Annotated in this window: 19 protein-coding genes; 3 read left to right on the top strand and 16 right to left on the bottom strand. The window is 40.7% G+C overall.

The features are described 5' to 3' along the window. Positions 1 to 129 precede the first annotated feature (129 nt). The 3 genes from putP (ACVBAX_RS24090) to ACVBAX_RS24100 all read left to right on the top strand — a co-directional run bounded on the left by putP (ACVBAX_RS24090) (position 130) and on the right by ACVBAX_RS24100 (position 3,040). Positions 130 to 1,614: a sodium/proline symporter PutP gene (gene putP / locus ACVBAX_RS24090; RefSeq protein ID WP_447119394.1), complete on the top strand. Its 1,485-nt coding sequence runs from the start codon at positions 130 to 132 to the stop codon at positions 1,612 to 1,614. Between the two features lie 256 nt (positions 1,615 to 1,870). Continuing rightward, complete coding sequence (locus tag ACVBAX_RS24095) at positions 1,871 to 2,383, top strand: DoxX family protein (protein WP_447119396.1); 513 nt, start codon at positions 1,871 to 1,873, stop codon at positions 2,381 to 2,383. A gap of 147 nt (positions 2,384 to 2,530) precedes the next feature. Continuing rightward, positions 2,531 to 3,040 (top strand): DoxX family membrane protein, encoded by a 510-nt coding sequence (locus ACVBAX_RS24100; RefSeq protein ID WP_430776318.1) that lies wholly within the window; start codon positions 2,531 to 2,533, stop codon positions 3,038 to 3,040. Between the two features lie 47 nt (positions 3,041 to 3,087). Here ACVBAX_RS24100 and gatB read toward each other — a convergent pair whose 3' ends face one another. From gatB to ACVBAX_RS24180, 16 genes are all read right to left on the bottom strand, one after another. After that, on the bottom strand, positions 3,088 to 4,515 hold the full coding sequence (gatB, locus tag ACVBAX_RS24105; RefSeq protein ID WP_447119398.1) for an Asp-tRNA(Asn)/Glu-tRNA(Gln) amidotransferase subunit GatB: 1,428 nt from the start codon (positions 4,513 to 4,515) through the stop codon (positions 3,088 to 3,090). Between the two features lie 11 nt (positions 4,516 to 4,526). Beyond that, positions 4,527 to 5,984, bottom strand: a complete 1,458-nt coding sequence (gene gatA / locus ACVBAX_RS24110; protein WP_447119400.1) for an Asp-tRNA(Asn)/Glu-tRNA(Gln) amidotransferase subunit GatA — start codon at positions 5,982 to 5,984, stop codon at positions 4,527 to 4,529. Positions 5,985 to 5,995: 11 nt separating this feature from the next. Continuing rightward, positions 5,996 to 6,286 (bottom strand): Asp-tRNA(Asn)/Glu-tRNA(Gln) amidotransferase subunit GatC, encoded by a 291-nt coding sequence (gatC, locus tag ACVBAX_RS24115; RefSeq protein ID WP_251522473.1) that lies wholly within the window; start codon positions 6,284 to 6,286, stop codon positions 5,996 to 5,998. Between the two features lie 121 nt (positions 6,287 to 6,407). After that, a complete protein-coding gene (locus ACVBAX_RS24120) occupies positions 6,408 to 6,833 on the bottom strand; it encodes a YueI family protein (protein ID WP_447119403.1) in 426 nt (141 codons plus the stop codon). A 163-nt stretch (positions 6,834 to 6,996) separates the two neighbouring features. Beyond that, on the bottom strand, positions 6,997 to 8,280 hold the full coding sequence (gene aceA / locus ACVBAX_RS24125; RefSeq protein ID WP_447119405.1) for an isocitrate lyase: 1,284 nt from the start codon (positions 8,278 to 8,280) through the stop codon (positions 6,997 to 6,999). Between the two features lie 911 nt (positions 8,281 to 9,191). Then, positions 9,192 to 9,857, bottom strand: coding sequence for a hypothetical protein (locus ACVBAX_RS24130; RefSeq protein WP_447119407.1), 666 nt, complete (start codon positions 9,855 to 9,857; stop codon positions 9,192 to 9,194). Between the two features lie 63 nt (positions 9,858 to 9,920). After that, entirely contained in the window at positions 9,921 to 11,321 is a 1,401-nt protein-coding gene (locus tag ACVBAX_RS24135) for an alkaline phosphatase (RefSeq protein WP_447119409.1), read from the bottom strand. Between the two features lie 265 nt (positions 11,322 to 11,586). Next, positions 11,587 to 13,092 carry a sodium/proline symporter PutP gene (putP, locus tag ACVBAX_RS24140; protein WP_447119411.1) on the bottom strand — a complete coding sequence of 502 codons (1,506 nt, stop codon included), beginning with the start codon at positions 13,090 to 13,092 and terminating at the stop codon, positions 11,587 to 11,589. A 685-nt stretch (positions 13,093 to 13,777) separates the two neighbouring features. Further along, on the bottom strand, positions 13,778 to 15,325 hold the full coding sequence (pruA, locus tag ACVBAX_RS24145) for an L-glutamate gamma-semialdehyde dehydrogenase (protein WP_447119449.1): 1,548 nt from the start codon (positions 15,323 to 15,325) through the stop codon (positions 13,778 to 13,780). 299 nt (positions 15,326 to 15,624) lie between these two features. After that, positions 15,625 to 16,794 (bottom strand): CamS family sex pheromone protein, encoded by a 1,170-nt coding sequence (locus ACVBAX_RS24150; protein WP_447119413.1) that lies wholly within the window; start codon positions 16,792 to 16,794, stop codon positions 15,625 to 15,627. Between the two features lie 10 nt (positions 16,795 to 16,804). Then, positions 16,805 to 18,811: an NAD-dependent DNA ligase LigA gene (gene ligA, locus ACVBAX_RS24155; RefSeq protein ID WP_447119415.1), complete on the bottom strand. Its 2,007-nt coding sequence runs from the start codon at positions 18,809 to 18,811 to the stop codon at positions 16,805 to 16,807. 311 nt (positions 18,812 to 19,122) lie between these two features. Then, positions 19,123 to 21,345 (bottom strand): DNA helicase PcrA, encoded by a 2,223-nt coding sequence (gene pcrA / locus ACVBAX_RS24160; RefSeq protein ID WP_447119417.1) that lies wholly within the window; start codon positions 21,343 to 21,345, stop codon positions 19,123 to 19,125. A gap of 52 nt (positions 21,346 to 21,397) precedes the next feature. Beyond that, entirely contained in the window at positions 21,398 to 22,090 is a 693-nt protein-coding gene (locus tag ACVBAX_RS24165; RefSeq protein WP_447119419.1) for a heptaprenylglyceryl phosphate synthase, read from the bottom strand. Positions 22,091 to 22,551: 461 nt separating this feature from the next. Further along, on the bottom strand, positions 22,552 to 22,866 hold the full coding sequence (locus tag ACVBAX_RS24170; RefSeq protein WP_066057816.1) for a YerC/YecD family TrpR-related protein: 315 nt from the start codon (positions 22,864 to 22,866) through the stop codon (positions 22,552 to 22,554). Between the two features lie 13 nt (positions 22,867 to 22,879). Beyond that, positions 22,880 to 23,923 (bottom strand): DUF3048 domain-containing protein, encoded by a 1,044-nt coding sequence (locus ACVBAX_RS24175; RefSeq protein WP_447119421.1) that lies wholly within the window; start codon positions 23,921 to 23,923, stop codon positions 22,880 to 22,882. A 52-nt stretch (positions 23,924 to 23,975) separates the two neighbouring features. Continuing rightward, entirely contained in the window at positions 23,976 to 25,718 is a 1,743-nt protein-coding gene (locus ACVBAX_RS24180; protein WP_447119423.1) for an adenine deaminase C-terminal domain-containing protein, read from the bottom strand. Between the last annotated feature and the right edge of the window lie 166 nt (positions 25,719 to 25,884).

Genomic DNA, 25,884 nt, shown 5'->3' on the forward strand with positions numbered 1-25,884 from the left:
ACCCATGTGTTGGAATAGATTCACATAAAATAAAAATATTGTTAGGGATCGTGTCGAAAAAAATTTTTTTGACACCCCACGAACGGGTCAAACCGTTGATAAATCAACATTTATAGAGGGAGGAAAGTTATGTCGAATGAATTTTATCAAGCGATCTCCATCGCGGTCTACATGGCGGGGATGCTTTTCATTGGTTGGTATTCTTATAGAAAAACTAATAATCTAACAGACTATATGTTAGGAGGGCGTTCACTAGGTCCTGCCGTAACCGCACTCAGTGCAGGTGCAGCCGACATGAGTGGCTGGCTTTTAATGGGGTTACCTGGAGCCATTTATGTGAATGGCATGGTCGATGCTTGGATTGCCATCGGACTCACCATAGGTGCCTACCTCAACTGGGTTCTTGTTGCTCCAAGACTTCGTTCCTATACTCAGGTGGCAAATGACTCAATCACAATTCCTGGTTACTTAGAGAACCGATTTAAAGATCGTACGATGCTTCTTCGAATTGTTTCTGGAATTGTTATTCTTGTTTTCTTTACCTTTTATGTTTCTTCCGGAATGGTCTCAGGAGGCGTATTTTTTCAGAGCTCTTTCGGTGTTAGCTATCATACGGGGTTACTGATTGTATCGGCAGTTGTGGTTGCCTATACCTTATTTGGTGGGTTTTTGGCCGTCAGTTATACCGACTTTATTCAAGGTCTTATGATGCTACTTGCACTTATTTTTGTCCCTATTATCGGGGTATTTGCCACAGGTGGACCTGCTGAAACGTTTGAAACGGTTCGACTCGTAAATCCAAATTTTTTGGATTTATTAAAAGGAGCTAGCTTCATCGGAGTTATTTCGGCTATGGCATGGGGATTAGGATACTTTGGCCAACCACATATCATTGTCCGTTTTATGGCCATCACGACGGTTAAAGAAATCAAGAGTGCCCGTCGTATTGGGATGACTTGGATGATTTTCTCTCTCATTGGAACCATTCTAACAGCAATGATTGGGATTGCTTATTTTAAGAAGAATCCTGAATTAACCCTTTCCAATCCAGAAGCCGTCTTTATTGAACTTGGACAATATTTGTTTCATCCGATCATTGCCGGTTTCCTATTAGCTGCGGTCTTAGCCGCAATCATGAGCACGATTTCATCTCAGCTTATTGTTACTTCAAGTGCTCTTATTGAAGATTTATATAAAGTATTATTAAAGAAAGAAGCTTCCGACAAGCATTATGTATTATTGGGAAGATTAGCTGTATTAACAGTGGCTGTTATTGCCCTTTTATTAGCACTCGATCAAGATAATACGATTCTGTCACTCGTTGCATACGCTTGGGCAGGATTTGGCGCGTCCTTTGGTCCGGTCATTATCCTCAGTCTCTTCTGGAGAAAGATGACGAACTGGGGTGCCATTTCAGGTATTATCACGGGTGCCATCACGGTGATTCTTTGGAAACAAGCAGAAGGTGGCATCTTTGACTTATACGAAATTGTTCCAGGCTTCCTCCTTAATGCGATTGTTGCAATTATCGTCAGCATCCTTACATTTAAACACAATGATCAAATTGAAAAAGAATTTAATGAATCTATCGCCTTATTAAAGGAAGAGAAATAATCCTTACTGAACAACTCATTCGACAACGAATGGGTTGTTTTTTTGTCGGAAATACTCTTTTCCTGGGAAATACATACTTATTTCCACCAAACTTGTCTATTCCTGTTGTTCATAAAAGTGACATAGTTCACACTTCGGTCAATAAGCTTTTAACAAACTGTGAACTAACGTATATCCCTGTGGTTATTACTATGGTCACGTCGTATATTATGAGTGTAATCATTAATTAAATCATTTTCGAAAGGCGGAATCATTTATGTTTAATCAATTTTTAAGAGAAAACAAGATTTCTGCAGCGCTTCTTACATTATTACGTGTGTATCTCGGTTACGCTTGGATGACAGCAGGCTGGGGCAAAATAACTGGTGGTGGTTTTGATGCTGCTGGATTTTTAAAAGGTTCTATTGCAAACCCTGTGGCTGGTCCAGATGGAATTGTTTACAGCTGGTATGTATCTTTCCTTGAAGGTGTAGCACTGCCGAATGTGGATCTATTTAATTTCCTTGTACCTTGGGGCGAGTTTTTAGTCGGTTTAGGATTAATTCTTGGTTGCTTTACAAGTGCAGCAATGTTCTTTGGTTTAGTCATGAACTTCTCTTTCATGCTTGCTGGTACGGTATCTCATAACCCTACAGACATTCTAATGGGTGTGATTATTCTTACTGCCGGATTCAATGCAGGACGTTATGGTTTAGACTATTGGGTTGTTCCTTTCCTTCGTAAAACGTTTACTAAGAAGGATACAAACATTCTTCCGAAAAAGGCTTAAGTCAAAAATGGACTTTGTTAACAATTCGTTCAAAAGATTTCGATCAATTTGTGAACTGTTTCACAAAACTATTCTTTTCACTATCAGAACATTGTATATTATGAGTGTAATCATTTATTAAATAACTTTTGAAAGGCGGAATCATTTATGTTTAATCAATTTTTAAGAGAAAACAAGATTTCTGCAGCACTTCTTACTGTATTACGGGTATATCTCGGTTATGCTTGGATGACGGGAGGCTGGGGCAAAATAACTGGCGGGTTTGATGCTGCTGGATTTTTAAAAGGTTCTATAGCAAACCCTGTCGCTGGTCCAGATGGCATTGTTTATGGCTGGTATGTATCTTTCCTTGAAGGTGTGGCACTACCGAACGTGGATTTATTTAACTTCCTTGTACCTTGGGGCGAGTTTCTAGTAGGTTTAGGATTAATTCTTGGTTGCTTTACAAGTGCAGCAATGTTCTTTGGATTAGTCATGAACTTCTCTTTCATGCTTGCTGGTACAGTTTCTCATAACCCTACAGACATTCTAATGGGTGTCATCATTCTTACTGCCGGATTCAATGCAGGACGTTACGGCTTAGACTATTGGGTTGTTCCTTTCCTTCGCAAAACAGTTTTCAAAAAAGGAGCAGACCTACTCCAACAAAAAGCCTAACTATAAAGAGATTCCCTTGCTACATTTAAGCAAGGGAATCTTTTTTATTAGCGTTTTCTGATTTCTTGTTGCAATAACTTATTTACTAGTGGTGGGTTTGCTTGGCCCTTTGTAGCTTTCATGATCTGACCAACAAGGAAACCAATCGCCTTTTCCTTCCCATTTTTAAAGTCGTCAATGGATTGTGGATTGGCATCAAGAACTTCAGCGATTACTGTTAGTAGAGCACCTTCATCAGAAATTTGTACTAGACCTTGGTCTTTGACAATTTTCTCAGCACTTCCGCCTTTTTCAACAAGTTCTTTAAACACCTTCTTCGCAATCTTAGAAGAAATGGTTCCGTCAGTAATAAGCTTAATCATTCCCGCAAGACCTTCAGGTGTTAGGGCTACATCAGCCAGTTCCTTTTGTTCGGAATTTAAATAGGCCGATAATTCACCCATTATCCAGTTGGATGCTTGTTTCGGATCCGCCCCAGCTGCAACCGTTGCTTCAAAAAAGTCAGCTGTTTCCTTTACCACTGTTAAAACAGCCGCATCGTACGCAGGTAATCCCCACTCTTCGGTATAACGCTTTTGTCTTGAATCTGGAAGCTCTGGAATTTCAGCACGAATGCGAGCCTTCCAATCTTCATCAATGTACAGATCCGTTAAATCTGGTTCAGGGAAATAACGATAATCTTCCGAACCTTCTTTGACCCTCATTAATAAAGTCGTATTGGATGCCTCATCGTAACGACGTGTTTCCTGCTGAATCTCTCCACCTGCACGAACCACTTCTTCCTGACGCTTCTCTTCATATTCGATACCTTTGCGAACAAAGTTAAAGGAGTTTAAATTCTTTAACTCCGTCTTTGTCCCAAATTCCTCTTGTCCCACTGGACGAATCGAAATATTCGCATCACAACGTAAGGAGCCTTCCTCCATCTTACAATCAGAAACTCCAGTATATTGAATAATCGATTTTAATTTTTCTAAATAAGCATAGGCTTCATTCGCTGTACGAATATCCGGCTCTGATACAATCTCAATCAAAGGCGTTCCTTGACGATTGTAGTCACACAGTGAATATCCATTTTCATGATTCAGCTTCCCAGCATCCTCTTCTAAATGAATTCTTGTGATGCCGATTTTTTTCTTATAGCCATCGACTTCAATTTCGATAAACCCGTGTTCACCAATCGGCTGGTCAAATTGAGAAATCTGGTACGCCTTTGGGTTATCTGGATAAAAGTAGTTTTTCCGATCAAACTTCGTATGAGTTGCGACGTTACAGTTTAAGGCCATACAAGCCTTCATCCCGTAGTCGACTACCTTTTTATTTAATACTGGCAACACCCCTGGGTATCCAAGGTCGATTACCGTCGTATTGGTATTGGGTTCCGCACCAAAATGGTTGGGACTTGCAGAGAAGATTTTTGATTCTGTTTTTAACTCTACATGGACTTCAAGTCCAATTACCGTTTCGAATTCCATTCTTATCCCCCTTACAGACCTGGCTTTTGCTTGTGGAAGTCTGTCGCCTGCTCAAATGCATGAGCTACACGGTAGACAGTTGCTTCGTCAAAGTGCTTACCGATAATTTGTAAACCTAATGGCAGTCCTTGATCAAAACCACATGGAACAGAAATTCCAGGTACCCCAGCAAGATTAACTGGAATGGTTAAAATATCGTTAGCATACATTGTTAATGGATCGCTTGTTTTTTCACCGATTTTAAAAGCAGGTGTTGGTGTCGTTGGTCCAACGATTACATCATACTTCGCAAATACATCTTCGAAATCCTTTTTAATCAATGTACGTGCCTTTTGTGCTTTTTTATAATACGCATCATAATACCCTGAGCTTAATGCAAAGGTACCAAGCATGATTCTGCGTTTCACTTCATCTCCAAAGCCCTCTGCTCTAGAGTTTTTATACAGATCCATTAAGTTGTTCGAATTCGGAGAACGATAGCCATATCTGACTCCGTCAAAGCGCGCTAGGTTAGCAGACGCTTCGGAAGAACTTAGTAGGTAATACGTTGAAAGTGCATACTTTGAGTGAGGTAAAGAAACTTCCTCCCAAGAGGCTCCTAACTTTTCAAGTGTCGCAAGAGCTTTCAGGACTGATTCACGAACCTCTGGGTTTACACCTTCTCCAATATATTCCTTCGGTACCCCAATCTTTAACCCTTTTACATCACCTGTTAAGGCATTCACATATGAAGGAACTTCAACATTGGCAGACGTTGAATCCATTGGATCCACACCGGCAATGGCCTGTAATACGTATGCGTTGTCTTCAACGGTTCTAGTAATTGGACCAATTTGGTCTAGCGAAGAAGCAAAGGCAATTAACCCAAAACGAGATACTCGTCCATATGTAGGCTTTAACCCAACCACTCCACAAAAACTTGCTGGCTGACGAATAGACCCGCCCGTATCCGATCCTAATGAGAATGGAACCTCACCTGCTGCTACAGCTGCTGCTGAACCACCTGAAGATCCTCCAGGGACGGTCTCAATATTCCAAGGATTTTTCGTCTTTTTAAAACTGGAGTTTTCCGTGGATGATCCCATGGCGAACTCGTCCATATTTAATTTCCCAATCGTAATCGTTTCTGCTTCCTGAAGCTTTTTCACAACAGTAGCATCATAAATGGGATCAAAATTATGTAGAATTTGACTTGCTGCTGTTGTCCGCAAATCCTTCGTGACAATATTGTCTTTAACCCCTACCGGCATACCGAACAGCAAACCTTTTGCTTGGTCGGTTCCTAGTTTTTCATCTAGTTTTTTGGCTTGGCTTCGTGCTCGCTCTTCATCTAATGTTAAAAATGCGGCTACCTGGTCGTCGACTTGTGCTATTCTTTTATACGACTCATCTACAAGATCTGAAACACTAATTTCTTTTTTATGTAACTGTTCATGAAGATCAGATACTTTTTGATCGAATAAGCTCATATGGTCCCTCCTTACTCAATAATCGGCGGAACTTTGATTTGTCCGTCCTGTTGATCTGGTGCATTTTTTAAGACAAGCTCTTGTGGCAAGCCTTCTTTTGAAACATCTTCTCTTAAAACATTCTTAATATCTAAAACATGGGATGTCGGTTCCACATTTTCTGTATCAAGCTCGTTCAATTGCTCCGAGAATGTAATGATGGCATCAAGCTGTTTTTGAAAATTCACAGCTTCTTCTTCAGTAATCGCAAGTCTCGCTAAATGCGCCACATGCTTTACCTCTTCGATGGATATTCTTGACATCCTCTCACCTCCATAAATTTTTTTGAACTTTTCACACAATAATACACTGATGATATCAAAGTTTTAGGCTTTGGGCAAAGTATTCCACAGAAAAAGCAGTACACTTTTCGTGACTGCCAAGTTAATTGCCAAATAGCTTTTCAAAGAAGCCCTTTTTCTTTGGAGTTGGTTCTATGCTTACTTTCTTTTCGACATAGATGCTTTCCTTATCTATTGCGTGATCATAGGCTAGAACCAGCCCGAGTTCCGAGTCATATTCTTTGTTTGTCACAAGCGTATATTCAACATCATACTGATCGGCTACTTTTTTATACTTAGACAAAAACTCGTAACTCATATTGCCATTCAAATAGAGATGGGCTTTTTTATTTTCTTTTAAAGCGGTCTCCACCTCTGGATAGATGCCTGGCTCTATCAACTGTGGTTGTTTTAAAGCTATGACGACACGTTCTCGTAAGGTTCCTAAAAATCGGCGTCTTTCATCCGGATTGGTTTCCTTTTTCCCGTGAATCCCTTGCTGAAGATATTCATCAATATCAGGTCGCATATATCATTCCTCCTCCTTAAATTTGTATGATGATCCCCTTATAATTGTTCGTATATAAAGTATAACCCAATCGTAAGGCCAAAAAAATTCCTTCCCTTTCATTAGAAAGAGAAGGACAAAATGGAGGTTTACAAATAAAGGTGTAAAACAAGTTTGAATCCCCTTACTTTGATGCTGTAAACTGCTCTTCTTCCGTTGACCCTTTTAAAGCAGTGGTGGAAGAAGTACCACCAGAAATCACCATTGAGACTTGGTCAAAGTAACCTGTACCCACTTCTCGTTGATGTCTTGTAGCCGTATAGCCTTTTTCTTCGCTAGCAAACTCTGCTTGCTGAAGCTCTGAATACGCTGCCATTCCACGATCTTTATAACCACGAGCAAGTTCAAACATGCTGTGGTTTAGCGCATGGAAACCAGCTAGAGTGACAAACTGGAATTTGTAACCCATTTTACCAAGCTCCATTTGGAACTTTGCAATCGTGTCATCATCAAGCTTCTTTTTCCAGTTAAACGATGGAGAACAATTATATGCTAAAAGCTTTCCAGGGAACTTCTCATGGATCGCTTCGGCAAATCGACGTGCTTCTTCAATATTAGGCTCCGAGGTTTCGCACCAAATCAGATCGGCGTATGGTGCGTATGCTAACCCTCTAGCAATGGCTTGGTCGAGTCCAGCATTCGTTCGGAAAAATCCTTCTGGTGTTCTTTCACCTGTTATAAACGGAGCATCAACCGGATCCACATCACTTGTAATAAGGTCAGCCGCATTGGCATCCGTTCTTGCCACTAGTACAGTTGGAACACCCATTACATCAGCAGCAAGACGTGCCGCAATTAAGTTGCGTACAGCCGTTTGCGTTGGAAGTAGTACTTTTCCACCTAAATGACCACATTTTTTCTCTGAAGACAGTTGATCTTCGAAGTGCACACCAGCAGCACCCGCTTCAATCATACCTTTCATCAATTCAAAACAGTTTAATTGGCCACCAAATCCAGCCTCCGCATCCGCTACAATCGGTGCAAACCAATCGATCGAGTCGTCCCCTTCCGAGTAAGTAATTTGGTCCGCGCGTTGTAATGCTTGATTAATCCTCTTTACCACACTTGGTACAGAGTTTGCTGGATACAAGCTTTGATCCGGATACATATGTCCAGAAAGGTTAGCATCTGCTGCTACCTGCCAGCCGCTTAAGTATATCGCCTTCAAACCTGCCTTCACCTGTTGAACCGCTTGATTCCCCGTTAATGCGCCAAGTGCATTGACGAAGTCTTCTTCCTTCACAAGCTTCCACAGTTTTTCTGCTCCCCGACGAGCCAGTGTATGTTCAATATCAATCGAACCTCTTAATTTAATCACCTCTTCGGCAGAATACGGTCTTTCAATCCCCTGCCAACGCGCATCCATTTCCCAGCTTTCCTGTAACTCTCTTACTCTTTCATTTGTCATTGTAAAAACCTCTCCCTTCATTTTTTGTCCCAGTTGTTATAATACAGTTATATTTACATGTTGTATTATATAACAGAGTTTTGGAGATAGGAACCACTTTTTCTAAAATTTTCAGATTATTTTTTCGACAAATTTCAAAAGCGGAAGCGGCTTGGTCAGGGGCGACAGGTATAAGACGAAGACCGCAAGAGGTCCTGACCTCTGGAGGGCTTTGGCTTATGACCCCGAGCCCCTAGCCGCTGGAGCTAGACGAATCCCAAAGCGGAAGGCGAGCCGATGGAACTAGACGATTCCAAAAATGGAGGCGGATAGGATCGGAGGTGATTCAAAATCGGAAGTTAATCAACAAAAAACTGGCCGAATCAGCATTCGGCCAGCATTTTTTGATGCTCGAGAGGTTATTTCAACGAAACTCGATCAATTTTGAAGAAAATATTTTCCATCGAGCTCTCTTTTTAGATGATTATCTACGATTTCCAGGATATATTTGCGATTCTGAATTTTTATTTGCGATTCCAGAAATATATTTGCGATCCTGAATTTTTATTTGCGATTCTCAAACTTTATTTGCGATCCGACACTTTTATTTGCGATTCTCAAACTTTATTTGCGATCCGACACTCTTATTTGCGATTCTCAAACTTTATTTGCGATCCGCCACTTTTATTTGCGATTCTCAAACTTTATTTGCGATCCGACACTCTTATTTGCGATTCTAAAACTTTATTTGCGATCCGACACTTTTATTTGCGATTCTCAAACTTTATTTGCGATCCGACACTTTTATTTGCGATTCTCAAACTTTATTTGCGATCCGCCACTCTTATTTGCGATTTTCAAACTTTATTTGCGATCCGACACTTTTACTCCTAAACAACAAAAAACCACTCCAAAGAGTGGCACACACATCATTATTCACTAAACATATACTCAAGCTCCGTAGCCTTTTGGATTAGCTTTTCGTTCACATCGTAGACATCACTAGTTAGTACTTTTACTGATTGGATATTAGAGTTCTCTAAAATAAATCCAACATTCCCCTGCTTCTTTTCACCAGGAGCATACACACCGTGCAACCCGTCTAAGTAAATATCCTTTTCCCATGTGACCTTTTCTCCTTCACTTGTTTCAACAAGTGCAACAGGACCAAAGTTCACTTCTTCGTTGGATGTGTTTGTTACTTCAAAATACACCTTAACAAAATCAAATTCTTCATCATGAGTTAACATATGAAAATAATCAATCATTCCATAATCCGGACGTAGATGAATGGTCTTTACATCTTTTACAACCAATTGAATAGGTCCAAGCTTTACCACTTCATTTGGTGTCAGCTGGCTAAGGAGCGTAATTTCTCCTTTACGATCAGTAAGAACCTCCCCTACTTCATCCAGTTCACGATCATCTGGTACTTGTGGGTTTGGAACATACTCGGTTGTGCCTTTTGTTGGTTCTTTCGCAGTAGCTGTTGCTGTTGCTGTTCCTGATACCTTTTCCCCGCTTAGCTTATCTTCGTTATTGCAAGCTGTAACAACAGATAAAAGTAAGATAATAAGTGCTATAGACATTCTTTTCATAGTTAGTTAGCCTCCTTTTAAGAAAAAGAACCCGCTGCTTTCCAACGGGATTCTTCTTGCTTCTTACTTATCATTAATAACCGTCTTATTTTTCCCTTTTTCTAATAAGTCAAAGATGATTTTCGCATGATCGGTGTTGTCGATTTGACCAGCAAAACGATCACTAGCAGGACCGTATGCATATACAGGTACGTCTTCTCCTGTATGTCCACCCGTTGTCCATCCAGTGTGAGAACGCTCGTTAAAAATTTCCTCAATGGCATTATCAATATCCACAGCTTTCTTAGAAGCTACTGCCTCTACTGAAGCTATTTCAGCATCTGTTAAGGCAAGGATACTTTGGTCGATATATTTGGTTAGTGTCTCTCTTACGTTTGCTCCTGCTACGATTTCAGCTGCCATAAAGTCAGGTGTGCGCGTTGCTGCTTTAATTGGCTCACCGAACCAGTTATAGACTCCATCCGCACCAATTGAATATCCACCCGTTGAATGGTCAGCTGTAGCAACGACTAACGTGTGCTTATCCTTCTTAGCAAACTCAATAGCTGCTTTAAATGCCTTTTCAAAGTCTTCCATTTCACTCATGGCGCCAACAATGTCATTATCATGGCCAGCCCAGTCAATTTGGCTACCCTCAATCATTAAGAAGAAGCCATCTTTATCTTTTGATAAACGATCAATTGCTGTATTTGTCATATCTTCTAATGAAGGAACATCCTCCGTGCGGTCAATCATCTTTGGAAGCCCACCTTCCGCAAACAATCCTAGAATCCGATCATTTGTATCATTTAAGAGATCTTCTTTATTTGTTACGTAGCTATATCCAGCTTCCTGAAATTCTGCTGTTAAATCACGATCTGCACGATCAAATAGGCTTGTACCACCACCAAGTAGAACGTCTACCTTTTGCTTGCCATTAATCACATCATCAAAATAATCATCTGCGATGGCATTCATGTTTTTTCTGCTTTCATCATGTGAACCGAATGATGCTGGTGTTGCATGCGTAATTTCAGAAGTTGCTACTAATCCAGTCGCTTTACCTCTTTCTTTCGCTGCTTCTAACACCGTTTTTACTTCTGAACCGTCATTATCGACTGCGATCGCATTGTTGTACGTTTTAATACCAGCTGACATTGCCGTAGCTGCAGACGCGGAGTCTGTTACGTTTTGAGCAGGGTCTTCCGGATAGGTCATTTGTTGACCAACAAGGTAATTATCAAATTCAGATTTCCCTACGAATTTTGAGTTATCACTATCCGTCATATAACGGTAGGCTGAAGTATAGGAAACTCCCATTCCATCTCCAATAAGGAAGATAACATTTTTGATTTCTGCATTGTTGCTTTTACTAGAATTTGCTTCTACCTCTGTAGTAGAGAATGATCCTACTAAGCTGGTTAAAGCCAATGTTGTGACTGCTGCAAATGGAATGATCTTCTTTTTGAAAGATTTATTAAACATTGAATTTCCCCCTCATAACGTTTTCTCACAAGGAATATGTTATGAAAAAAGTATGAAGCTATCATTAAGCTAGTTTTCTAGTTTTGTAAATTTACAATTTCAGTAAAATAGTACTATTTTTCGACAAATAAAGTAATTCACTAACCGAAATATTCCTTTTTCTGTGTCATCAGACCTAAAATTCGCCCTATTCTCTGGTTTTTAACCTTTACAAATTATTAATATATGTAAAAACCACTCGCTAAACTCGCGAGTGGCCGTTCTATTATTTCTCGTTATCATTCTCAACCGCTTCAACAAATTCTTCTTTAATGATTTTTCGCGGTTCGTTTCCTGTTAAGCTGAACACGATAATGGCAATCGTCGCTAAGATAAACCCAGGCACAATTTCATATAACTCAAACGGGATAATGCCAGCCGCAGTTAACTGCTTCCACACAACCACGGTAACAGCACCTGTAATCATACCCGCTAGAGCACCATTTCGGTTCATTCGCTTCCAATAAAGAGACAGAATGATTACCGGACCGAATGCCGCTCCAAATCCACCCCAAGCATAACTAACAAGGTCTAATATAGACGCTCCTCCATTTTCAGGATTGCCTGTATAAGCAAGTGCAATGGCAACAAGAGCAATCACGATGACTCCTGCTCGACCAACCCACACCAATTCTGCATCACTAGCATTCTTTCGGAACAGCGCTTTGTAAAAGTCTTCGGCTAACGCACTGGAAGATACTAATAGCTGTGAATCAATGGTACTCATAATGGCCGAAAGAATGGCAGCAAGCAGAATTCCTGATACCCAAGGATTAAACAAGATGTCTGAGAAAAAGATAAACACTTTCTCGCTATTATTTACATCCGCTGTAATTAATGGATTATCAGCAAAATAAGCGATTCCGACCAACCCAACAATGATCGCTCCAACTACCGAAATGGTCATCCAACCCATCCCAATCCATCTGGCTTTTCTTACTTCCTCCGTGGAACGAATGCCCATAAAGCGGGTGATAATATGCGGTTGACCGAAGTAGCCTAATCCCCACGCAAGTAATGAGATCGTCCCCATTGCCGTCACTGAATCAAATGCATTGAGATAGGAAGGATCAATACTGCGGATGGCGTCCATCGATTCACCCCAACCACCTAATTTAAATATAGCGACAATCGGAACAATCACCAATGCTAAGAACATTAACAATCCTTGGAAAAAGTCCGTCCAACTGACCGCTAAGTAGCCTCCTAAGAAAGTATACGAAATAATAACAATGGCTCCGATAAAGAGAGCTGTATTATAAGACATTCCAAACGTTTCTTGGAATAACAGTGCTCCTCCTACTAAACCTGAGGACGCGTAAAAGGTGAAAAAGATTAATATGACTAACGCGGAGATAACTCGTAGTAAACGTGATTGATCTTTGAAGCGATTTTCAAAAAAATCGGGGACCGTAATCGAATCATTCGCCACCTCAGTGTACGATCTTAATCTTGATGCAACAAATTTCCAGTTTAAATAGGCACCAATAATTAAACCCACACACATCCAAATGGAATCTAATCCAGTGGCATAAGCAAGCCCAGGTAATCCAAGTAGCAGCCATGAACTCATATCAGAGGCACCAGCACTTAAAGCTGTTACACCTGGTCCAAGACTTCTTCCTCCTAAGACATAATCCGATAGATTGCTAGTTAGCTTAAATGAGATCAAACCAATGATCAGCATGCCAACTAGATACACAATAAAAGTAACTAACGTAGCAGTTTCCATATTTTTTTCACATTTCCCCTCTCAACGATTTTATTGGCTCATACAATTTATTTGTAATATTATACACATGATTTCTTACCGTGACCGAACCAACATAACAAGCGTAGCATACATACTGGGTTCTATCTAACTGAATTATCTGAAAATAAACCTGTTAATTTATAAATATTCATAGTATTGATATGTTTATAGGGCTCAACCCTCCATTTACTGATATGTATACACTGAAATTTATAAAATTAAGTTGGGAAAGTGGGCTTTTTTGGGTGAATTCTAGTGAACTAGCACCTACATTTTCTTGTTGTTATGACTTCTCGAGTTGTGTTTTCCTTGGTCTGATGTCATAACTCTGATTTTATGACTTCTTGCACTCGTTTCCCCTTGCTTTCATGTCATAACCGGCTTCTTATGACTCCTCTCCTCCCTCCATCCTTCGCTCTCGCGTCATAAACTGCTTCTTATGACTCCTCTCCTCCCTTCAACCTTCATTCTCGCGTCATAACCTGCTGCTTATGACTCCTCTCTACACTCCATCCTTCACTCTCGCGTCATAAACCGCTGCTTATGACTCCTCTCCTCCCTTCAACCTTCACTCTCGCGTTATAACCACCACCACCCCTTGCTCCAGAGCACTCAACTCACCAAAAAACACCACCCCAAACCTGGAGTGGTGCTTGCAAACTAATTAATACAATTCAGATGTTGTTTTTGCCTGCAAATGGAGCAATAAGTAATCAGGGCCGCCCGCTTTTGAGTCGGTTCCTGACATATTAAAGCCTCCGAATGGCTGGTATCCGACAATTGCTCCTGTACAGCCGCGGTTAAAGTATAGATTTCCTACGTGGAAGTCTTCGCGGGCTTGTTGCATATGTTCACGGTTGGTGGTGATAACCGCTCCTGTTAATCCATATTCCGTGTTATTGGCTATCTCAATTGCTTCTGTAAAGTCCTTCGCTTTTGTAAAACCAACAACCGGGCCAAAGATTTCTTCTTGCATGAGTCGAGCATTTGGAGCTAAATCAGCGAATACGGTAGGTTTGATGAAAAAGCCTTTAGAGTTATCTCCCCCTCCTCCAGCGACTAGACGACCTTCCTGCTTTCCAATATCAATATAACGCATGATTTTATTAAAAGCACTTTGATCAATCACTGGCCCCATATACGTACTTTGCTCTTCAGGATTGCCAAGAGTTAACTGATTCGTTAGTTCCACTACTCGCTTTAATACGGTATCATAAACATCCTCCACGATGACTGCACGGGAGCATGCCGAACATTTTTGACCAGAGAAGCCAAATGCTGAGGCAACAATGGACTGTGCCGCTAATTCAAGATCCGCTTCCTTATCAACGACGATCGTGTCTTTTCCACCCATCTCCGCAATCACACGCTTTAACCAGATTTGGCCTTCATTTAGTTTAGAGGCACGCTCGAAAATTCGAAGTCCCACATCTCTTGATCCTGTAAAGGAGATAAAACGTGTATCCTTGTGATCTACCAAGTAGTCACCCACTTCCCCTCCGCTACCAGGTACAAAGTTCAATACACCCTTCGGTAATCCCGCTTCTTCCATTACTTCCACAAACTTCGCTGCTACAACAGGAGTGGTGGAAGCTGGTTTTAAAAGAACCGTATTTCCAGCTACGATCGCGGCTACGGTTGTTCCAGCCATGATGGCTAGTGGAAAATTCCAAGGAGAGATAATTATTCCTACTCCCAATGGAATATAGTCATAACGATTAAATTCATTTGGTCGGCTATTTACCGGCACGCCGTCCTTCAGCAACAGCATTTGACGTGCGTAATATTCTAAGAAGTCGATCGCTTCTGCTGTATCCGCATCTGCTTCTCTCCAAGGTTTCCCCGCTTCTTTTGTTAACAAGGCGGAGAATTCGTGCTTGCGACGGCGTATGATGGCAGCTGCTTTAAAGAGCACATCTGCACGTAATTCTGGCTTTGCTTTTCTCCAGTTCTTAAATGCCTCCACTGCCGCTTGCATCGCTTTTTCTGCTAATTCACGATTCGCCTTAGAGACGCGTCCAACGACTTCTATTTTATGTGATGGATTGTATGATACTATTTTATCTTCTGTTGAAATTCGCTCGCCACCAATGATTAAGTCATAGTCTTGGCCAAGATATCCTTCTACTGTTTGTAAGCCTAATAAAAATCCTTCGCGTTCATGATCATTAGAAAAGTCTGTGAATGGTTCATGTTTATACTTTTGTACCAATTCTTCCGCCTCCTTATGATGAAAACGTTCCACATCCCATTTTAGCACGACAACAAACGTACCTTCAAATGAACAGAAAAAAGACAAGGCATCCACCTTGTCTTTAGACTATGGCTGTTTTGGTAAAGATTGTTGTTAAAATCTTAAAGCCGATTTTAACGTGGAAATAGCTATTTTGCGCTTAAGAATTTAGTTTGCAGGCTCTTTTCTTATTAATTAATGCTGTTTTCTGCGGAAACTTAGCACAATCGTCACAATTATGTTCCAAAAAGCAACAAAGTTTAAGAAAAGAACCTTAATTATTGATAAATATGAACAAACGGTTCTTTGTCTCCCGCCTCTTTTACGATGAGGCCTTCTTGTCCATTGACGGAAGTGATGTTCACCTCTACTGAATAATAGTCAGGGAAATGTTCCATCACTAACCCTGTTACGTATTGTGTAAAGCCAACTGCCTCTGCTTTTCCGTAAAACTGGATCGGGATATCGATTTTCAACTCTTGAAGCTGATCTCCAACATAAAATGCCTGACCAATAACACCGTTAAAGTTCGGAAAATACGTTTCCACATCCTGTTTAAAATTCAAGAAGAAAGTCACATCGTCACGATGGGCATTTGTCGCTTCTGTGGACGGAAACAGGAAATAATTTTCGTTTACGCTTTGCCAAGCTCCCAATTTTGAACTTCCTTTATCTGCTGAGGCGTAAGCGATAAAATTCCCTGGAACAACAGAAGATCGACTTTTCTGTTTAAAAAGTGCAATCGTAATGGGGACATTCGCTAAGCTCTTCATCCCACGAAGTCTAGTCAGTACTTCACCAGCGATTCTTTTTCCTTCTTCTTCAAGTTTGGCTTGTGAAATTTCAGACTCAAACGTGGCACCGTAAGCTTCTTTTTGGTAATAGTGCACAGAGTTTAATGCCAGTCCGATCACCACTCCTCCGAGACGAACCGTACCGTCTTCATCTTTAAGAAGATAGTTATGCTCTAAAAGATGCGCTAAATAAATCGGGTTTTGTTCATTATTCGCTGCTATATCTCCGCCTTCAGGAATTTGCGGATTCAAACCAATGTTTTCCTCTTCTTTTAAACCAGCATCTTGTAGCTGCGTCTCCGTCATTTTCCGGTTCAGCCATAAACCAACCGTTTCCCGGTCAAGATTTTGCCCTTCCTTAAAAAGGTACTTATCTGGCCCAAAGGACGTTTGCGCAAGCCTCATTAACCCTGTTTCAAACTCACTAATATCGTATCTTGTGTTTAAGTTATTTACGATTAATCCCCTTGCTTGCGAAGGCTCGAAAGGTAGGATCGTCCGATAGTATTGATCAGAAATCTGATACTTCGGGATAATGGCCTTTTCCTTTGTATCATCGTTTTCCTGTACCACCTCTTCTTGCTTCTGAAGGTTAGGAGCACAGGCCGTTAAACTCAAGAGAACGGTAAGAGCAACCATTAGAATCTTCCTCATGGTATCACCTCTATTTCTTCAATTCTTCCACTAATCTCTCTTCATTCCACACTTCAATTCCAAGCTGTTCTGCTTTAGTTAATTTGGATCCAGCCTCTTCCCCAGCGATAACTAAATCTGTCTTTTTACTTACACTTCCTGCGACTTTCCCGCCAAACGCTTCTATTCTTTCCTTCGCTTCATTACGAGATAGCTGCTCTAGCTTACCTGTTAGGACAATCGTTTTTCCAGCAAAGAAATGATCAATGTTTTCCACAGCAACCTTTTTCGGTCCATTATAAATCGTGTTAACTCCGGCTTCTTTTAGCTCTTCAATTAACTCTTTCACTTCTTCGAGCTCAAAATAAGCGACCACCGATTCGGCCATTTTTTCTCCGATTTCGTTGATGGCTGTTAATTCTTCAGCAGTTGCCAACGCTAATCGGTCAATCGTTTCAAATTCTTGAGCAAGAGTTTTTGCCGCTTTGGCTCCCACATGACGAATGCCTAATCCGAACAGCAACTTTTCAAGAGAATTGGCTTTTGATGCTTCAATGGCATCAATCAGATTGTTAACGGACTTTTCTCCCATTCTCTCTAATTGAATCAACTGATCAAACGTAAGTTTATAAATATCCGCCACATCTTCAATCAATTGTTCGGCAAACAACTGACTGATCACCTTTTCACCAAGACCATCAATATTCATAGCGGTTCTAGATACGAAGTGAATCAATCCTTCTCTGATTTGTGCCGGACATTTTGGATTAATACAACGCAGCGCCACTTCCTCTTCAAGCCTCACCAGCTCGCTTTCACATTCTGGACAATGTGTTGGCATACGGAATTCTTCCTCTGCTCCTGTTCGTTTCTCAACGAGAACATTTACGACCTCTGGAATAATATCTCCTGCTTTTTTGACAACCACCTGATCGCCAATTTTGATATCTTTTTCACGAATCAAATCTTCGTTATGTAAAGAGGCACGTTGTACGGTTGTTCCAGCTACACGGACAGGTTCTAAAATAGCCGTTGGTGTAACGACCCCTGTACGTCCTACACTTAATTCAATCGATTTTAATGTCGTGACCACTTCCTCAGCAGGAAATTTGTATGCGATGGCCCAGCGTGGACTTTTGGCCGTTGTACCAAGCTCCTCCTGCTGTGAAAGAGAGTCTACCTTAATAACGATACCGTCAATATCATACGGGAGGTTCGGGCGCTGTTCCGTCCACTCATTGACGTAAGAAATGACTTCCTCGATAGAAGCACATTTTCTTCTTTCCTTATTCGTCTTAAATCCTAGACTTTCTAACAAATCTAGACCTGCACTGTGCGAAACCACACCAGTCTCCCCTACATCCGCAATATTGTAGAGAAAAATATCGAGATTTCGAGAAGCTGCTATTCGCGGATCTAGCTGTCTGAGTGAACCAGCCGCTGCATTACGAGGGTTTGCTGCCAGCTCTTCCCCACGTTCTGTCTTCAATAAGTTTAATGCTTCAAACGATTTCCGAGGCATGAACACTTCTCCACGAACTTCAATTGAGACAGGTTCTTTTAATCTTAGAGGAATGGATTTGATTGTACGTAAATTAGACGTAATATCCTCTCCAATGGTTCCATCTCCTCTAGTCGCTCCTCGAATAAATAAACCATTTTCGTAGCGCAGCGAAACCGCTAGGCCATCAATTTTCAATTCACACACATAAGAAATATGGTCTCCTACCGCTTGGCGTACACGTCGGTCAAAATCCAATAAATCCTGTTCTCCAAAGGCATTGCCGAGACTAAGCATTGGCGATTGATGCTGTACCTTTTCAAACATATCTAAGACGGCTCCACCTACGCGTTGTGTAGGGGAGTCCGGACTTTTTAGTTCAGGAAACGTTTCTTCCAAATTGATTAATTCTCTTAATAATCGATCATATTCAGCATCTGAAGCGGTTGGTTGGTCTAATACGTGATATTCGTAGTTTAACTGATTTAACTGGACATGCAGCTCTTGTACCCTTTTTTCCGCAGCTTGTTGATCCATATACTCAACCCTTCCATCAGAATTATTTTAAAATAGAAATATCATTTTCAATCAAACGTTTGATTGAATTGCCTTCGCGCCTTTTGCATCAAGGTTTCAAGCAATTTCAATCAATCGTTTGATTGATTTTTTCAAGATAAATCAGTATAACAAATTTATCTTTGAAAACTGTCCAGCTCCAGCACCCAGCAACTAGTGTACTTCGATCCTCTCCACAAGTAAGGCTTCGTCAGCTTAGCATCGCACGAAGGAAAAGCGTATGCTTTTTCGAGGAGTCCATACGTTGCTAAACGGGTGCTTACGCATTTCTATTATCCTTTTGTTATAGGAGCAAACTTCGCTAACAGTCGTTTGATCCCAACTGGTTTAGGGAATGCGATATCAAGTTCGATTCCTTCTCCTTCGCCTTTTACGCTAACAACTGTTCCTGTGCCCCATTTTCCGTGAACGGCTTTGTCGCCGACCTTCCATCCATGCTCTTCTCCACCCGTTGAGTTCGTCATTGGACGGAGTACTGGTTTGCGTACAGCGGCTGCTTGTCTAGCGGCGAAAGGACTAGCTGACTGTGATTGTAGTGGCGACTTCCTTGGCTCTAGACCATCGATCAGATCGGCTGGAATCTCTCCTATAAATCGAGAAGGCGGGTTCATATTCGTACGCCCAAATAAGGTCCTCATTTGTGCATTCGTGATAAACAATTCTTCCTCCGCTCTTGTGATTCCCACATAAGCAAGGCGACGCTCTTCCTCCATCTCCGCTTCTTCCATAAGAGATCGACTATGAGGGAAAACTCCTTCCTCTAGTCCTAATAGGAACACGACAGGAAATTCAAGACCTTTTGCCGAGTGCAACGTCATCAACACGACCGTATCGACTTGCTTCCCATCTTCATCCAACTTATCGATATCGGCAACGAGGGCAAGATCCGTCAAGAAGGCAATCAGACTTTTATCTTCATTTCCTTCTTCAAAGTTTTTTGTAACAGACAAGAATTCATCCAAGTTTTCTAGTCGACTTTGTGCTTCAATCGATTTTTCTGCTTTTAACATTTCATAATAGCCTGTTTTCTCTAACACTTCTTCTACAAGCTCTGTTACTGATAAATACTCTTGCATATGTGTATAGTTATTAATCAAATCGTAAAACTCGCGACAAGCCTTTGTGATTTTCGGGCTTAAGCCAATTAACTCTATCGATCCAAGTGCTTGGAACATGGACATATCATGCATGTCCGCAAAGTTGGCAATTTTATCAACTGAGCTAGACCCGACCCCTCTTTTTGGAACGTTGATGACACGTGTTAAGCTGATATCATCATCAGGGTTTGCAATCAAGCGTAAGTAAGCAAGTGTATCTTTGATTTCTTTTCTGTCATAGAACTTCACCCCTCCGACGATGGAGTATTCAATGTTCGACTTTAGTAACACTTCCTCCATTACACGGGACTGGGCATTCGTTCGATACAGAATGGCAAAGTCGGAGTATTTTCGTTTTCCGCTTTGAATAGCTTCCTTAATTTTCCCTGCTACGAACTGTGCTTCACTTTGCTCACTGTCCGCACGATAATAGAAGATTTTATTTCCCTCTGCATTTTCGGTCCAAAGATTCTTGTCTCTACGGTTAAGATTGTTTTTAATCACTTCATTTGCGGCAAAAAGAATTCTCTTCGTAGAGCGGTAGTTTTGTTCTAGAAGAATAACCTCTGACCGCGGATAATCCTTTTCAAAAGAAAGGATATTGGCAATATCTGCCCCACGCCAGCGATAAATCGATTGATCCGAGTCACCCACGACACATAGATTTTGGAATCGTTGTGCCATAAGTTTAACCAGCATGTATTGAGCACGGTTTGTATCTTGGTACTCATCCACATGAATGTATTGAAACTTTCGTTGATAAAAAGTTAGTACTTCTGGAACACGCTGAAACAGCTGAATTGTCGTCATGATCAAATCATCAAAATCAAGGGCTTGATTTTTGCGCAGTCGCTTCTGATATAGCTCGTACACATCAGCAACAATTTGATCCATATGACCGCCCGCATTTTTCGCGAATTCTTCCGGACCAATCAGTTCGTTTTTCGCTGAACTTATAGCCCCAAGAATCGCACGTGGATCATACTTTTTCGGATCAAGGTTTTTCTCTTTTAAAATCGTCTTTACCACGGATTGTTGGTCCGTTGTATCAAGAATCGTAAAATTACGATTGTATCCTAATCGGTCAATATCTCTTCTTAAAATACGTACACACATCGAGTGAAAGGTAGATACCCAGATTTCATCGGCCACTCCACCCATCATGGAGTAAATACGTTCCTTCATTTCACGCGCCGCTTTATTTGTAAACGTGATCGCCAAAATATTGTACGGATTCACTTGTTTCTCTACCATCAAATAGGCAATACGATGCGTTAGTACTCTCGTCTTACCACTACCCGCACCAGCCATCAATAACAGAGGACCATCCGTCGTTTTCACCGCTCGCTGTTGTTCAGGATTTAAACCATTTAATAATTTATCTGTTAAGTATTGCACTATATTTTCACCACCATACAAACATATGTTCTTATTCTATTTTACCTTTATACTATCGTTTTATCAATTTAATTTCGACCGTTTGAAGGGCTTCTTCTAAATTGTCATAAACTGCATTTCCCACAACAATCACATCAGCTAGTTCAGCCATTTCCTTCGCCTGCTCTAATGAATGAATACCTCCACCGTAAAACACGGTTGTCTCCTGCGTTGCTTGGCTAACGGCCTTCACGATCTCAGGGTCCCCATAGGCTCCACTGTATTCTAAATAAAAAATAGGCAGATGAAACATCTTTTCAGCAATTTGCGCATAAGCAACCACATCTTCCTTTGTTAAAGATGTTTGGGCATGGGTTAGTTTCGCTGCTTTACAATTTTCGTTCAAGATACAATATCCTGCAACAAGAATTTCATCCCAATTCATAATCTCCCCATATTCCTTCACTGCTTGATGATGTAAATCAACAATCCATTTCGCTTCAGGACTATTTAAGACCGTAGGGATAAAATAAAGATCAAAACCGGGCGTAATCGACTCAAGGTTTGAGATTTCCAGCACACAAGGCACCGTGTATCTTCTAATTCTTGCCATCAATTCCAGTACCTTTTCATCCGTTACTCCATCCGTCCCACCAACAATGACGGCATCTGTGCCTGACTCACATATTCTCTCTAGAGCTTCATCAGAGATTTCCTTATCAGGATCTAATTTAAAAGCATGACGCCATTCTCTTGCATCGTACATGCTGTAACCTCCCATCTACTATCACATTACACCATTATAGCACTAGCGAAAGTTTCTAAAAAATAAAACCGAAGAATTCTTATGAAAAAGCACTTGAATTCAAGTTATCATTCATAGTGCGTTTTTTATTGTCATTTTGGCAAATTTAATTGAAATAAGGTTCATCTCGTTTTTTGAGGAACCAGTAATAAGCGGAGGTTTTCCGGTTAGACTCCAGAATCCAGCTTGTTTTGGGGTATATAAGCGGAGATTTTCCGATTAAGCAAAGCAAAATTAACCATTTTCTCGTTTTTTGAGTCAATAGACGGATTCTCTCCGTCTATCTAAGCTATTTTTAGTGCAATTTCCTAATTAAGAGAAATTTCTCCGCTTATTTTTCAAACTCGTATTATTACCTTTTGTAAAAGAAAAAAGGATTAGAGATATTGGCATCTCTAATCCTTTTATATACACGAAAGTTATTATTCCGAAATCGTCCCAGCTTCTTCTTCCTTTACGCGCTCTAGCGCCATTTCATACGCATCGTTGCCATAATTCAAGCAACGCTTTACACGTGAAATGGTTGCAGTACTAGCACCTGTTTCTGTTTCGATTTTATGATAGGTTTTCCCTTCACGTAGCATACGGGCTACTTCTAACCGTTGAGCTAATGATTGGATTTCATTGACCGTACATAAATCATCAAAAAACTTATAGCACTCTTCTAAATCCTTTAATGTTAAAACCGCCTTAAATAGCTGGTCGAGCTCTTTGCCCCTTAATTTATCAATTTGCATGATCTAGACTCCTTTATGATTGTATCGTAACGGTTTGTTCCAATCCTGGATTTGTTGGAACGATGTTGATCCATGTTTTTCCTGGAACAAACTTGACTTCTTCACCATTTAAGAAAGGAAGGATTCTTCCATCTACATTTTTCCACTCTACCTGAAGAAGCTTTCCTTGCTGCAATAAATACCCTTTTCCACCAGAGGTTAAATCAATCTCTCTTCTTCCAGAGTCATCTAATACGGTGTGCTCCATCTCAGCAATAAAGATATTGTCGAGTAGAACAGGCTCCTCTGAATCTAAATCTATCGTTTGTTCATCATTTGAATATCTAGCATATTTTTTGCTACTGTTATCGTATTTGTAGTCGACCTTAAACAGATTACTCTTTAAATAAGCAACTGTCACCTGCTCAGCAGCGTCACCTGCGATACTGGCTAACTCTTCTTCCTCATAAAAAGGTAAAGCCTCTGGAGCTTCTGTCATGTCATAACCGACTTGTTCTGCTCCCTTTGCAATATTTTCGTATGAAATATAGCTGTTATGTGGTGCCTGTCTAAAGCTTGCACGTTTAAAAAGCGTACCATCATAATGCATTCCATTTAAATTATCGATGACACCACTCGTAAGCATTTCCTGTGCCTCAGGACTGTACCCATGAGCGATATATAATGAATCATACCCGCTGGCAAGGTCGATATAATAATCCCTTGCACTTCTTACTGGACCCATATTTTCAGGATGTTCGCTTTGAAAAATGGCCAGAAATCTCGTTACATTGCCTTCTGCTAACACTTCGTAAACGATATCTGCCTGGTTTAGTGCGGACTGCGGTCTTGCTTTTGGATCATTGTTGATCATCACACCAAACGCTCGACCAGTTGGTTCTTCTGATAGTTCCACACCAGTTAAAGGAGCTTCAAAAGTTTGGGATACTTCTTCTACGACTGTATCTTCCTCTTCCACTGGTTTTTCACTTTCCTTTTGAACCTCTTCTACTTTATTACAGCCAGTTACTAATAAGGCAGATGCCAGCCCGACTGTTATCCATTTCCTAAGCATCATTACACCCCTAATAATCTTTTTATATGTTCATTCTATAATGTCCTTTTATATTTTAACGCATTATCGTTGGAAAGAGTATCATTTTGTTCATCACATCGTACATCCCTTGCTGTGTGATTCGGATATACGGCAGATGAGTGGATGAGAAGAAAAGCAAGGTATAAAATGGATCAGCGTACGCGTATCCTTTTGTTTTCAAATAAGCAAGTAATTCCTTATCTTCCTCCACCAGACTCTCTATGGAGTGATCACTCATCACGCCACTTAATGGCAGTGGAATTTCCAACACGATTCTTCTTTCCTCACTGATGACAATTCCTCCACCTAACTCGACCATTCGATGAAAAGCGTTCATCATTTCATATTTGTTTTTTCCAATTAAAATAATATCTCCTGTAGTCGAGTACGAGCTAGCTAGGCCCTGCACCTTGTTAGAGAATCCCTTTAACATCGTGTTGATTCTCCATTTGCCATGTTTATCAATTAGCATGAAGAAGCACTCATCATGATCACATGAAAGCTCATCATAATTGGCATCAATAGATACAGAATATGGCTTGGTAATAACCGCATTCTCCATTTTAATTCCAAAAGGCATCGAGAACTGAAAATCATCCATAGTTAGTTCCCAGTCTAACTTTAACGGTTCAAACCCCATGTCCACCCAATTGAGCGACTCATAGGCATTGGTGTCTTCTCCGTCTCTTTTTACCCACTGTCCTTTGGCAAGAACAGATACAGGAGTTGGATTACGTTCATCTGTTAAAAAGTTAATATTCGCTACTCTTCCTGTCGCGATATTTCCATGAAGATGTTCTACATTATAGTAGCGTGCAACATTAATCGTTCCCATATTGTAGGCATCCATGACTGGTACGCCTTTTTCAATGGCAATACGAATCATTTCATCAATGATTCCATTTTCGTAAAAGTGAGCAGATGACCCGTCCGTAGTAAACATAAATTTATCGTACATCGTGATTCCTAGCTGATGAATTTCATCTAGTAGGACAGGTAAATCCGGACGAATAGATGAATGTCTTAGAGAAACCATATACCCCTGCATCAGACGATTATAAATTTCTTCTCCTGTCATCGCTTCATGGTCACAGTCCGCACCAAATAACATCATTTTCGCTAATGTTTTTTCAGATGCGCCTGGAAAATGACCTTCGACTTTCTTTCTCATTCGTTTGGCTTCTTGCATCCAATGAAGCATCATATCATCACCATCAAGAAGTTTCGGCCAACCGGTAAGCTCTCCTCCTTGAATGACCGCATCGTGTTCGAGCCAGGATTTCACATTGCTATGTGAAAAAATTTGTTCCTCGTCTCGAATCTCTGTTTGGGCATCAAAGCGGCACCACCAGTACATGGAGGTGGGCGATTTACGCATCTCCCTCATAAATGAGAACGCTTTATTTTTTTCCATTTGCAAAGCAAGCACCATATTGTCATTTATGAGTGTGGTCGTTCCACCCTGCGATGCATAGTGTGCAAGCGAATGGGGATTATATATTTGAAAGGGATGGGCATGTGGCTCAATATAGCCTGGCACCAATAAAAGACCTGTGCAATCCACGATCTCACAATGCTCGACATTGTCGGGATATTTGTCGCCAACGTAAATAATACGGTCATCGTATATCCATATATTTGCAGTCATCCAAGTACGAAACGTTTGATTTAAGTACTTGGCATTTGTTAATAAAATAGAGGGAGAAACATTTCCATCTAGAACGGAAATATGTTCTCTAATATGTTTATTTTTCCATCGATATCGCTGATCCAGCATGAATGTCCCTCCTTACGCAGTGTTGTTATCTTAGAAAAATTTTGTCATATTACCGGTAACAATAGATGAAATATCAAAAATCTACCATTAGTTTGTAAGATTCTTTCACATTGTTTTTAAATATCTTGTTAGAAATACAACCCTATCAACGCAAAATGAAAACCCT

The organism is Robertmurraya sp. GLU-23, assembly GCF_052983275.1.